The sequence below is a fragment of the Anaerococcoides asporogena genome (assembly GCF_029590275.1).
In the GTDB taxonomy this organism is placed as follows: Bacteria; Bacillota; Clostridia; order Clostridiales; family Clostridiaceae; genus JG1575.
Window position 1 is genome coordinate 2,874,526 of the sequence record NZ_CP120965.1, and the last position, 12,275, is coordinate 2,886,800.

At 50.8% G+C, this 12,275-nt stretch carries 10 protein-coding genes; 2 read left to right on the forward strand and 8 right to left on the reverse strand.

Annotated features, from left to right (window positions below; genetic code table 11):
• The first annotated feature begins 183 nt into the window (after positions 1-183).
• Together P6M73_RS13200 and P6M73_RS13205 are read left to right on the forward strand one after the other, a co-directional pair.
• Positions 184-618, forward strand: a complete 435-nt coding sequence (locus P6M73_RS13200) for a helix-turn-helix domain-containing protein (RefSeq protein WP_277853499.1) — start codon at positions 184-186, stop codon at positions 616-618.
• 17 nt (positions 619-635) lie between these two features.
• A complete protein-coding gene (locus tag P6M73_RS13205; RefSeq protein WP_277853500.1) occupies positions 636-1,379 on the forward strand; it encodes an alpha/beta fold hydrolase in 744 nt (247 codons plus the stop codon).
• 364 nt (positions 1,380-1,743) lie between these two features.
• Here the strand turns inward: P6M73_RS13205 and P6M73_RS13210 are convergent, their stop codons facing one another.
• The 8 genes from P6M73_RS13210 to P6M73_RS13245 all read right to left on the reverse strand — a co-directional run bounded on the left by P6M73_RS13210 (position 1,744) and on the right by P6M73_RS13245 (position 12,270).
• Positions 1,744-2,667 carry a radical SAM protein gene (locus P6M73_RS13210; RefSeq protein ID WP_277853501.1) on the reverse strand — a complete coding sequence of 308 codons (924 nt, stop codon included), beginning with the start codon at positions 2,665-2,667 and terminating at the stop codon, positions 1,744-1,746.
• 102 nt (positions 2,668-2,769) lie between these two features.
• A complete protein-coding gene (locus P6M73_RS13215) occupies positions 2,770-4,428 on the reverse strand; it encodes a potassium/proton antiporter (protein WP_277853502.1) in 1,659 nt (552 codons plus the stop codon).
• 13 nt (positions 4,429-4,441) lie between these two features.
• Positions 4,442-4,948: a GNAT family N-acetyltransferase gene (locus tag P6M73_RS13220; protein ID WP_277853503.1), complete on the reverse strand. Its 507-nt coding sequence runs from the start codon at positions 4,946-4,948 to the stop codon at positions 4,442-4,444.
• Positions 4,949-5,261: 313 nt separating this feature from the next.
• On the reverse strand, positions 5,262-7,655 hold the full coding sequence (locus tag P6M73_RS13225; RefSeq protein WP_277853504.1) for an FAD-dependent oxidoreductase: 2,394 nt from the start codon (positions 7,653-7,655) through the stop codon (positions 5,262-5,264).
• Positions 7,656-8,037: 382 nt separating this feature from the next.
• Positions 8,038-8,448, reverse strand: coding sequence for a hypothetical protein (locus P6M73_RS13230; protein ID WP_277853505.1), 411 nt, complete (start codon positions 8,446-8,448; stop codon positions 8,038-8,040).
• A 173-nt stretch (positions 8,449-8,621) separates the two neighbouring features.
• Positions 8,622-9,128, reverse strand: coding sequence for a VOC family protein (locus tag P6M73_RS13235; protein ID WP_277853506.1), 507 nt, complete (start codon positions 9,126-9,128; stop codon positions 8,622-8,624).
• A gap of 117 nt (positions 9,129-9,245) precedes the next feature.
• Positions 9,246-9,818, reverse strand: a complete 573-nt coding sequence (locus tag P6M73_RS13240) for a GNAT family N-acetyltransferase (RefSeq protein ID WP_277853507.1) — start codon at positions 9,816-9,818, stop codon at positions 9,246-9,248.
• A gap of 499 nt (positions 9,819-10,317) precedes the next feature.
• Positions 10,318-12,270, reverse strand: coding sequence for a TRAP transporter permease (locus tag P6M73_RS13245; RefSeq protein WP_277853508.1), 1,953 nt, complete (start codon positions 12,268-12,270; stop codon positions 10,318-10,320).
• Positions 12,271-12,275 lie beyond the last annotated feature (5 nt).

Below are 12,275 nucleotides of genomic sequence, written 5' to 3' on the forward strand. Positions count from 1 at the left end.
AAAAACATTGCAAGCTTACCCCGGCTCGCTGAAGGGAGCTGGGTTCAAGACGAAAATAGTTTCAGCAGCAGAGGCACAATCCATTATTTCACTATTCTAAAATAAATCCGATTTGTTCTGCTTGACAAGTTTCCTATAATTTCCTATTATTACCATATAAGGAACATTAAGGAGTGATAAGTAATGGAACATGCCTACTTTACTGTGGACGAAGTAGCGAAACTGCTGAGCATCCACCCGAAAACGATCCAGCGCTACATTCGCGAAGGAAAACTCGCAGCAGCGAAAATCGGGAAAAGCTGGCGCATCTCAGGACATGATCTCAGTCGGTTCACAGAAGGGACTCCGGCAATCCCTGCCTCTGTTCCCGCTGGAATCCATGAAAAGAAACCGGCCAAAGCGTCTTCGGTGATCGACATTTCGGTCTCAGGAATGGATGAGGCGGTTCGGATCATCAATGCCATGAACACTGCCATGAACTCAAAACCTCGGGAATACGGACAATCCTCAATGACCACTCAATATATTGAACCCGAGCATACGCTTCGCATAAATCTTTGGGGATCCATTGGATTTCTGTCTGTCATCCTCGGAGCCCTGGAGATCTATGCCGATTAGGCAATAAAGGAGTTCTTATGGACACTTTTTTCCCCTTTCGATCGCAGGAAGGTCTGGATCGAATCCGGTCCAGCTACCAAAAGATCCTCGGGCAGGTGCCCTGCCCCCAGAGACTGATCCCAACGCCCTACGGCAACACCTTTATCCTGGAAGCCGGCGCCCCTTCTCATGCACCCCTCATCCTTCTGCACGGTTCCGCCAGCAACAGTGCTTCCTGGCCGGGAGACTTCCCTGTCCTGGCACCCTATTATCATGTACTGGCAGCAGACACTCCCGGTGAGCCGGGGAACAGCGATTCTCGCCGTATGGATCTGGCAGGGAGTGAAACAACTCTATGGCTCAGGGAACTATTGGACACTCTGACCATTGACCAGGCGATCCTGGTCGGAAATTCCCTGGGAGGGTGGATGGCACTGCGATTTGCCTCAGCCTTTCCGGAACGGGTGGCAGCCCTTGCCCTCCTGGCGCCTTCCGGATTGGTGCAGCCAAAAGAATCGTTCCTGAAGGACAGCCTCCGCCTTGCACAAGGTGCGCCCGACCATGACCCGCTGATCCGATCCATCCTCGGAGACGCCCATCTGCCGCAGGAAGTTCTCGACTTCATGAATCTGATTATGACTCACTTCATTCCCTACACAGGACCTTTGCCCCTGCTGAGCGATCAGGAGCTTTCTGTTCTATCCATGCCTGTGCTGTACCTTTCAGGGACAGACGATGCGACAATGGACGCGGCAGCAGGAAAAAATGAGAAGTATTTTTAGGAAAAAGCAGGATCGCATCATTTGCGAACCTGCATACTGGATCGCAGCATCATATTTTCAGAAATCGTCATGGACCCGATCATGGCATCTTCATGTCGATCAACCGGCACATAGCCAATTGATACTATTGTCGTTTGAAACACCCGATCGGAAATGGGAGAATTCAGCAGCACTGAAAAACACAAAAACACCCGCAACCAGCTCACTGGTTTTCTGATTGCAGGGTGTATTCCTATCGAAACTACCTATCATTTGAAATGCCATACCATTCTCTTCTGATTTTGATCGGGATGCAGATTTTGGACCACGAATCCGTCTTTTTCCTGTTTTCTAATTAATACTTGACGTAATTCCGCTTTGTTTGTTATTCCAGAGACCACCGGGTCCACTTGGCCATATCTTTTGATCTCATATCACGATCCGACCAGTTAAAAATAACTTGAGAAATTCGATCCAGCAATCGGCTTTTCTGCTCCGGAAGCTTTCCTTTCAGAATCAGGGCATTCGTTTTATGCGTCCCGTTGAATATGGTGTTTCGCATATTCAGATGCTCCAGCAGCAGCTGCTCCTCCCGGATTGAATCGAGGACATTCAGCCGGGCAAACTCTCTGGTTCTGACTTTTTCGATCAGCTTGGCGTCCTTGAACAGGACCAAGGTGACGACACAGATCACTGCAGGGTTCACCTGGGACAAAAGACTGGCGGTATCCAATGCATTCTCCCGGCTCAACCGCTTTCCCCCAAGCCCAAGCATGATGTAGGTTGAGTAGCTTATACCGGCCTCTTCCAGAGCCAGCAGAGCCGCCTGGGTTTCCTGCCTGGTGACGCCCTTCTTGTGAAAAGCCAGAATTTCATCATTCCCCGATTCGACTCCGAGGGAGAGGTTTCCATACCCATGATTTTTGAGTTCCAGCAGCTCCTCCGGACTTTTTCTGAGGACATCGTCAACCCGGGCAAAGCTGCTGATCGTCTTTACCTGCGGGAAGCTTGCTTTCACCAGCTGAGCAATCCGAATCAGCGTCTTTGCGTCAAGACAAAAGGGATTGCCGCCCGCCAGAACAATTCGCTCCACGGGGCGTCTGGACTGGCTGTAATGTGCTTTTAGTGCTTCCAGTTTTTTCTCAATGTCTGTGAATCCCAAAAATCGAAAAGTCTGGTTATGATTCAGATCACAATAGAGGCACCGGTTCCAGCTGCAGCCCAGAGTAACAGGCACTGCCAGACTGCAGGCCTGAGTCATTGGCACATAGAAGTACTGGCCATAATCCTGATATACATCATGAAGCATCTCCCCCTCCTCCTCTCGATGAAGCAGCTGCAACACCGATCTGTTTAACTGTATCCATCGTGTCTTGGTCTTGCAGACCAACGGACATACACTTCAATCGCTTTATTTTCTGTTCATGAGATTGTTCCGGAGACGGCTTAGTCCGCTCGTGCGTCCTTCCTTCTTCTGTGAATGGTTTTTGTGATTCACCTCGATCATCAGTACTTTGTCATCCTCCTGCAGAACGGTTTCCCCATCCGGCACAATAATATGGGCACCCTGTCGCTGTACCATGATAATCAGACGATGTTCCAGATCGTTCAGGTCCTGGATCCTCCGGTTCTGCCACTGATGTCCGTGGGGAATTGAAAATTCAATCAGTTCCTGGCCGCTTTCATCAAAATGTGTTTCCCCTCCCAGAATGATCAAATCGCCCTCGCGAATGATGGTATCCCCTCTGGGAATGATTGTCTGGCCGCCCCGGTCAATCTTGGCGACAATAAAGTCAAACGTCAGATTCAGGTCCCGCACTCTGGTTCCAATCAGGCTGCTGCCCGGTTCAATCCTGGTTTCCAGAAAGCCGATTTGTGCCTTGTCCTGGTAGTAATTAAAGGTCTGGAGCACCGTATCATTGGGATCAAGCATTGCCCAGCGCTTTGCCGCCACCGGCATCAGCGAACCCTGAATGAGGGAAGACAACAGACACACTCCGAACACGATGTGGTAAATGTCCACCGATACCGAGGCACCGCTGTTAACCGCCATGATCGCAAAAGCAATCGCCGCCGCACCCCGGATTCCCGCCAGGGACAGAATATTCAGCTGATTTTTCTTCAGGCCGAAGGGCAGCATCAGGCCGTAGACCGTCAGGGGTCTGGCAATAAGCGTCATAAACAGCATAATGCCCAGGGCCATGGGAAAGGCTGCCAGGAAACTGCTGAAATCAGACAGCAGACCTAATATAAAGAAAAGTCCGATCTGCATGATCTCCGTAAATCCATCAAAGAAGAAGACTATTTCCCGTTTGCCGTGGAATTCCATATTGCCCAGATAGATGCCGAGAATATACAGTGCCAGGAATCCATTTCCGCCCAGCAGTCCGGTTGTCGCAAAGGTGACAAGAATTGCCGCTGCCATAAATACCGCGTACAGACCATCCGCCCGGATTCTCATGCTGCGGAACAGATAGCCCATGCTGAGAGCGAATACGGCGCCCAGGCCCAGGCCAATGGCGATCTGTGAAATAATCAGGAGCGGAATGGATACATCGGATCCGATAATAAGCGACAGGAACACCATGGTCATGGTATAGGCCGTCGGGTCATTGGATCCGCTTTCCAGCTCCAGCATCGGGGCTGTACTGTACTTTAAATTCAGGTTCTTGGAACGCAGGATGTTGGAGACACTGGCAAAGTCAGTGGAACCTACGATGGATCCGATGAGCAGGCCCTCCAGCAGACTTAACCCCAGAACAAAATGGCAGAATAAGCCTGTGATGACGGCGGTGGCCAGTACACCGAGCGAACTCAGGACGATGGCCTCTTTGGCAACCGGCCGCGCCATCTTCCATCGGGTGCCAAATCCACCGTAGAACATGATTACCATCAGCGCGACGGTCGCGAATCCATCCGAGAATTCATAGTCGTTGAACTGTATGCCCAACGCGCCAAAGCCCATTCCCAGGACGATGAACAGCAGCAGCGCCGGTATTCCGTGCTTGTTGGAAACCCGGATCGCAATTAATGCTAAAATCAAAATAATACCGGTTACTAAATATTGCATATGTCACTCCTTCTTACGTCAATTCCAGCGACTCATCTTCCTGCTCAGCCACCTGAAGCAGCGTACTGCCTGAGAGTCGAAATACCGTCCAGTCCTCCATGGGCTGTGCCCCCAGGGAGCGATAAAAATCGATGCTGGGCTTATTCCAGTCCAGACACCACCATTCCAGCCGTCCGCACCCTCTTTCCCGTGCGATTTGGGCAAGTTTTCGCAGAATTGCCCTGCCATAGCCCTTCTTGCGGTGTTCCTCCAGAACAAATAAGTCTTCCAGATAGATGCCGGCCCTACCCAAAAATGTGGAAAAATTATGAAAGAACAGCGCAAAGCCTACTTCTTTCTCCTCGACAACGAGGAACAGGACTTCGGCCTTGTTCCGCTCAAACAGCCATTCGTTCAGCAAGTCTTCCGTCGCGATGACCTCATCTGCCATTCTTTCATAGTCAGCCAGTTTCTTAATAAAGTCCAAAATTAACGGCACGTCCGATTCAGTGGCGTACCTGAAATAAGATTTATTGTTCATATCCTGTCATTCCTTTGTATTAATTGATGTCCTGCTTACATTTTATCACTGGAATCAAGAAATTATTCGATGATTTCGCATCAGTTCATCCTTTAACCGGCATTATACCCAGAACCGTGGACAAGCGAGGAAAGAAACTCGAATGAAGCTCCAATGAACCGCGAATACGCACAATAGAACCACGATAGAACCCTGATAGAACTCCGGAAAAACTCTGAAAAACTCTGAAAAACTCCGAAAAAATCAGGGACCGAACATTGAATCAGCCCCTGAGGATTCTTGATATGCTTTGTCCGGACTTTCGTCCAGAGCTCTATTTGCTCTTTACATATTTTGCAGCGCTTTCTCCGCAGATGTACCCTGAGGTCAGCACCCAGCCGTTATTGGCTCCGCCAAAAGTCACATAGGGTTTTTTCTCGCTGAAGAGCACACCGGCACTGTCACTGCCTACGGCATACAGCCCGGGAATGGGATCGCCAGAAGTTTTCAACACCTGCAGATCCGAATTGACATCGAGTCCGGCACAAGTATTGTAGGAATAACTGGCCATTTTCACCGCATAATAAGGTCCTTCGCCTATTTTGACGAGGAATTCTGCGGGTTTTTTAAACTCCGTATCCGTACCGCTTCCGACGTAGCCGTTGTAATCAGCAACCGTACTTGCCAGAATGTCCGGCTGAATGCCGATCAGACCTGCCAGCTCTTCAATGGTTTCCGCTTTGAAGACAAAACCTTCCTTCACCGCTGCCTCCAGAACATCGAACGCTTCAGGAAGCGGTGTATTTTTCGGAATGGGACCATTGTATCCGAGATACCGCGAAGCGGGTCCTCCCGGCTGGTTCTTGAATCCGTTGTCCCGAATCTTATTGATCTGCTCGGTGCTCCAGATACTGTAGTAATTGGGGCCGGCCCGCCATGGATCCAGCATGGAAATTCCGGTTTCCGAGGCAAACCGCTTGCCATCCAGTCCGACTGCCAGACTGTCGGAAGAAATTCCCATAAACATCGGGAGATCGGCCACCGACCAGGCTTCCGGCTTCCCTGTGATAGCACTGTAGGTGCCTTCCAGGTAGTTCACCTTAAATCCCAGACCTGGCTGCAGGAAAGCAGCCGAACCGGACATATGGACTTCCGGAGGCATGCCGATATTATAGGTAGCCGCTCCGTTGTCAATGGCAGCCTGAATCATTTTTCCGTCATTCCGGGCACTGCCATATACCTTCCATTCACCCTTCAGCGGATAGTACTGATCAGACAGATACTTCTTCAGCATGTCCCCGTTGCCAAGGAATCCGCCCGTGGCCATTACCACCGCTTTGGCTTTGATGGTGTAGTCTGTATTCGTGACTTTGTTATGGGCTTTTACTCCAACGACTGCGCCCTGATCATCCGTGATCAGCTCGGTGGCTTCCGTCTCCAGCATATAGTCACCGCCCAGGCTCTTGAACTTTTCGACTAGGCGATCAAAGTTAGCTGCGACTTCGCCCCGTTTGTCCGTTTTAAAGTACCACTGGAATTTCACTTCGTACCAGTCCTGTGGCGTAAATCCAGGTTTGGCATCAAAATCAAAGACAATGCCTTGTTCCAAAGCCAGCCAGTCAAAAGCTTCTCCGGACTTGGCAAAGAAAAGATCCAGCATTTCCTTTTTCGCGTCGCCTTCCGTATACTCCCACCAGGCTTTGTATAACGCATCGGCGTCGGTGTAATCTTTGCCGCCGTTATATTGTTTTTTTACTTTGGGCGGATTGATTGACATGATTTCGGAAGTCAGTGCCGTTGTTCCGCCGTACCGGGCCTGTTTTTCAATGGCCAGAACCTTGGCACCCTCCTCTGCTGCCCGCAGAGCCGTGTAGGTTCCCGCACCGCCCATGCCTACCACCAGAACATCCGTCGTCAGGTCTTTCTGAGTGAGCTCTTGTTTTACGACCTTGATAAACTGCAGCAGCGCATCCTCGGAAGATCCGCCCGCCTTCAGCGCCTGTTTCAGGCAGTCTTCAACCGCCAGCTTGGCAGCATTGCTGGTTGATGTAGCGCCAGTAACACCATCGATTCCCACGCTTTGAGCCTCCACAATTCGCGGAAGCAGTGCCTTCTCTACGGTATCGATCATGGTGGTTGTATCGCCGGATTGATCCGTCAGCCGAACGGCAGTGATCTTGTCCTCGGTCACATCCACTTCCACAACTGTCGGATAAGCCAGACTGAAACCGACCGCCTTGGCCGTGTAGGTTCCCGGCTTCATCTTGACCGATACTTCGGTTTTCGTTGCTTCCGCCTGTCGGAAACAATCCGCGGCAGCTTGAATCACCGCCTGAGAAGTCATCGTAGCACCTGAAACAATGTCGATCTTGCTGTTGTTAGCGGCTTGGATCCGTTCAGCCAGTACCGGAAGTGCCTTGCCGCCAATTTCAGCCGTTTCAGTAGCTCCCACTGCTTCAACCTTGGTTGCCTCATCCCCTGCTAAGGTGATGGAAACGCTGACCGGCCCGCCATAGCCCGAAGCCTCGGCGGTATACATTCCGTCTTTATATTGCTGTACCTGGCCAGTGGTGGTGGCAGGCTGAGTTTGTCCTGAAGTAGTGATTGCTGTCGTGCTTGAAGGAGCCGTAGTCAGTGCTGTTGTTGTATTCGTGCCTCCGCCGGTGTCGCATCCCAAGAGAATCATCAATGTCGAAAGAAATAGCGCGATTAATTTTCGTTTCATCATGTCGCCTCTCTTTCATTAAGTTTTTGTCAACTTAATGATATAACGGTTAATATTTTAATAAAAGAATGCAATGAAGGAAAAGTTAGTTATCTCAACAACTTTTCTTAGATGTTCCTTCTTCTCCGACATGAATCAGAACGTTTGGACCATCCTCGATTTTATCTTTATCCGTTACCTTAAAATATTACAATAAAAGGGGAAAAAAAGAATGATTCCAGATTTCCGGAATCACTCCCTCTTCGCAATAATTTTCGCAGTACTCAATCACCTGATCAATCCAATCATGGAACTCATCCCGGCACAGACTGCTCCGGAACGAATCCGGAGTGAAAGAAAATCACAAGACATCCAGTTCATCCGCTCTACCCGTCGGCTCCGATATTTATTGAGACGGTCGAAGTTCAATCCAGAATGAGCCCTGATGATCCTTGGCTTCCACCCAGACGTAATATTCACCGGGTTCCGGCAGCGTGATTGCAAACTGCGAGGTCTGAATATTGTCATACCGGTCAATCACCACATCCCTGGCATTATTCTTCGCCACTACGATGGCGATGGAACCGCTCACTGTCTCCACTTCGACATCCAGGACCGGCCGGGTCCCCCGAACCGCGAAAATGGTTTCGGCTTTTTTCCCATTCATTTTGGAATAGCGCATGGCCATTCCATCCATCAGCGGAAAGGTTCGGGGATTCATCACACTGTAGCTGGATCCCCCGGAACAGGCGGTTGCCAGTACCAGCAGACAAATGGTCAGGAAGAATCCAAGCGTTCCTCTCATGTGGTTTTTCATGGAATCATCTCCCCCGGTTTTTATTTCTTCTGTTTCCTCCATTATATTCCTTTTTTCAGGTAGCTGCCTCTCCCGCCTAAGCCCTTTGCCCGATCGAACCGAACGGCCCACTGCCTGTTTCAGGCAATGGGCCGTTTATTATGGCAGAAGCGGAACCTGTGTTCCAAACGAAACTACTTGCCCGTTCCGACTGTTCCCGGTTCATCCTGATTGCCAGCTCCGGCAGCCCTCAGTTCATCGACCAGGATCTTTTTCATGGCCATCATGGCGTGGATCTGTTCGTCTGTAACCAGGAGTTTTGCCATGTTGTCAGGCACAATCTGCCAGGAGACGCCAAACCGGTCTTTGCACCAGCCGCATTGTTCCGCTTCGGGCACATGAGATAATTTGCTCCAGTAATAGTCGATTTCCGCCTGATCCCTGCACTCAATCGTGAAGGAAATCGCTTCACTAAACTGAAAATAGGGTCCTCCGTCCGTTCCAAGGAACGGCTGATGATTCAGATTGAACCGTGCTGAGAGAACTTTATCAGTCATCCCCTGAAAATGGATATCCAGTTCCTCTCGGGGATACCTGACCAGCTCCACCAGCTCAGAGTCAGGAAAAACGCTGATATAGTAATGAATCGCTTCCTCGCCGTTATTGTCCGGAAAGCAAAGGGATGGAATGATGGATTTCATCAGTTGCTCCTTTCCAAGAGTTAACTTGAGCTATTGAATGTTTTATGCCCCGATTATACCACCTGAATTCCCTTCAGATTTCTCCACCAGGCGACGATTCCGTCAACAATCTGTGAATCATTCCCTATCGATCGGCGTTCCCCATGAAGCTGGCTCCTGCTCAGATTCGGGATCGACCTGTAAGCCCATGGCCAGTGCGTCATAGAAGCAGCCATCGATTCGTAAGTCCCGGGTCAGCTTTCCCTCCACCTGAAATCCCAATCTAAGATACAGCCGGATTGCTCGCTCATTATCGCTTCGCACCCGCAGATTAATTTTCCGGATGCCGTTTTGTCCGCTCCATTGGATCAGCTCTTGAATCAGCTGCCGGGCGATGCCCTGCCCCCACCACTTCTGACGAACCGTGATCCCCAACTCCCCCAGATGGGCAATCCGCGGACGCTTGCCTGAATGAAAGGTCAGGTTGCCCACGATCTCTCCCTCTGCGATCGCTATCAAAAAAAGGGTGCGCTCCTGCTTTACGGCGGCTTCCAGAAAAAGAACTTCCTGTTCCAGGCTCATTCCAAATTCCCCTGGCCCAAACGTCAAGTTATCACTTTCAGCGGAAACCACCTCAAGATAATCCAACATCGCTTGCGCATCCTCCACCTGTACCCGGCGAATTTCCCATTGCTGACTTCTGCTGTCCATCGTGTCTCCTTTTTCGAAACCTGCTGGTATCTTCCAGGTTCTCTTCCAAGTATTATAACTCATCCATGCCTTGATCCAGCCAAGAAAATGAATCCCGCTGCAAGATCAATCTCGACAGACCCACTCGTTCTGATCCCCAGTGCAACACTGCCCAGCCAATCAGACCATGTTTCCTAAAAAAGACATGAGACAACGTCACAGCACACCATTGCAGAGATGTCGGCTCCCATAACAGGGAGCACTATCATTAGGTCATGGGAGATAAGTCATCGGAGTTACGTCATCGGAGTTACGTCATTCCCATTATTCTGACCTCAAGGATCTGCCTCAGCTTAACCAGCAGTACAGGATCATGGCAGGCCTTGCCAAGCGGAACCCGATGACTCCGGCTTCCAGGTCTCGTTCGATCCGATGATCACAACAACAGATCCGTCCCGAAACCTGCCGTAGCGGAAGTCTTCGGGACGGATTGATCTGATTGGTATTTGATGGAGTTCATTCAGGCAGCTGCTTCTACGGTGCGCTTGCTTTTGCTGAACTGATAGAAAATGATGGCTGCCATCAGTCCGACTCCCAAAATATCCGTTATGGGACTGGGATCGATGGATAATAGACCGGCTCCGATAATCAGGATCCGTTCCCACCAGGCCATCCGGGTGAACATCCAACCCTCCATTCCGGCAGCGATCCCAAAGATCCCTACTAAGGAAGTGATTACGATCCGGACCACCGCCAGTGGCGTCGTATCAATGAGCAGCATGGCCGGACTGTAGGCAAAGATGTACGGCACAATAAAGGCTGTGATGGCAAGACGGGTTGCTGTCACTCCGGTCTTGAAGGGATCCGACTTGGCAATAGCGGATCCGGCATAGGCCGCCAGGGCTACCGGCGGGGTAATGTCAGCCACGATGCCGAAGTAGAACACGAACATGTGGGCAGCCAGCATGGGGACGCCCATGCTCATGACGATGGGCGCGGTGATGGTTGCCATGATGACGTAGTTGGCGGTGGTCGGAACTCCCATTCCCAGGATGATGCAGCTGACCATGGTGAGGAACAGGGCCAGGAATTTACTGGTTCCGGCCACTGACATCAGGACATTGAGCAGGTCCTGGCCCAGTCCGGTCAGCGTAACAATGCCCACGATAATGCCGGCGATGGCGCAGGCTACCGCAACGCCCATGGTATTGCGGGATCCCCCGGCCAGAGCTTCGGCAAAAGTTGCCGGACTCATTCTGGTTTCCTTGGAAAACATGCTGACAATCACTGCGGCCAGGATGGCGTAAACGGCTGAATTGGCCGGAGTCCGGCCAAGACTCATCAATGCGATCAGTGTGAGAATGGGCAGGAACAGGTATCCCTTCTTCAGCAGAAGTTTCCAGAAATTGGGCAGTGTTTCTTTGGGAAGACCTTTCAAACCAAGCTTTTTGGCTTCAAAGTGAATCATCATGAAAATTCCGGTGAAATAGAGCAGGGCCGGCAGAATGGCTGTCACCGCAATGACCGAATACGGCGTATCCGTGAGTTCAGCCATCAGGAAGGCCGCCGCACCCATGATCGGAGGCATGATCTGACCACCGGTGGAGGCGGCTGCTTCCACCGCGGCGGCAAATTCGGGCTTGTAGCCGGTTTTTTTCATGATTGGGATGGTGACACTGCCGCTGCCGACCGTATTTGCAACGGAACTTCCGGAATACATTCCTTCCAAAGCACTGGAAATGACTGCTACTTTGGCCGGACCCCCGGAGGCATAGCCTGCGATGGAATTGGCCAGATCAATGAAGAAGTTTCCAATTCCCGTTTTCTCCAGGAACGATCCCAGAATGATAAACAGGACGATAAACGTGGCGGCAACGCCCAATGGGGTGCCGATGATGCCATCTGTCGTATAGAACAACTGGTGAATCACCCGTTTCAGAGAGTGCCCCTTATAGAAGGCATAGACCACAAAGGATAAGGCGACCACCAGAATGGGGATACCCACCACTCTACGGCAAAGTTCAATCAGCATCAGTGTGCCGATGACTCCAACAGCGATCTCCACGGGCCCGATGTTGATGGCCTTGGCCACGATGGTCTGAAAGTTGATGACATAATAGAAAAAGGCCCCGGATCCCAGAAGTGCAAACCCATAGTCATACCAGGGAATGTAGTTTACCCTTTCAATGTGGGCTTTCTTCACGGGATAAACCAGAAATCCCAGGAAAATCAGCAGGCCGATAAATGATGCCCGTCGGACCTGTTCCGGCGGAGTCGCAATCAGCGTCATCCAAAAGACGTACAGGGCAAAGCCGATGAATAAGGCCTGGATGATCTTTTTGGGTCGACCACGAAAATGGCGCGTTGCAGACTCCTTGTCGAATTCTGCCATCAGTTCTTCAATTGCTTTCGGCTGTTCCGCTGATGAAGCAGTCGTGTCTGGTTCAGGTTGTTTGTGGTTTAATTGACTCATGTTAC

What these genes read in the sequence shown, in the direction of transcription:
- P6M73_RS13200 (WP_277853499.1), top strand. Translation starts at nt 184, where the DNA reads ATGGAACATGCCTACTTTACTGTGGACGAAGTAGCGAAACTGCTGAGC.
- P6M73_RS13205 (WP_277853500.1), top strand. Translation starts at nt 636, where the DNA reads ATGGACACTTTTTTCCCCTTTCGATCGCAGGAAGGTCTGGATCGAATC.
- P6M73_RS13210 (WP_277853501.1), bottom strand. Translation starts at nt 2,667, where the DNA reads ATGCTTCATGATGTATATCAGGATTATGGCCAGTACTTCTATGTGCCA.
- P6M73_RS13215 (WP_277853502.1), bottom strand. Translation starts at nt 4,428, where the DNA reads ATGCAATATTTAGTAACCGGTATTATTTTGATTTTAGCATTAATTGCG.
- P6M73_RS13220 (WP_277853503.1), bottom strand. Translation starts at nt 4,948, where the DNA reads ATGAACAATAAATCTTATTTCAGGTACGCCACTGAATCGGACGTGCCG.
- P6M73_RS13225 (WP_277853504.1), bottom strand. Translation starts at nt 7,655, where the DNA reads ATGATGAAACGAAAATTAATCGCGCTATTTCTTTCGACATTGATGATT.
- P6M73_RS13230 (WP_277853505.1), bottom strand. Translation starts at nt 8,448, where the DNA reads ATGAAAAACCACATGAGAGGAACGCTTGGATTCTTCCTGACCATTTGT.
- P6M73_RS13235 (WP_277853506.1), bottom strand. Translation starts at nt 9,128, where the DNA reads ATGAAATCCATCATTCCATCCCTTTGCTTTCCGGACAATAACGGCGAG.
- P6M73_RS13240 (WP_277853507.1), bottom strand. Translation starts at nt 9,818, where the DNA reads ATGGACAGCAGAAGTCAGCAATGGGAAATTCGCCGGGTACAGGTGGAG.
- P6M73_RS13245 (WP_277853508.1), bottom strand. Translation starts at nt 12,270, where the DNA reads ATGAGTCAATTAAACCACAAACAACCTGAACCAGACACGACTGCTTCA.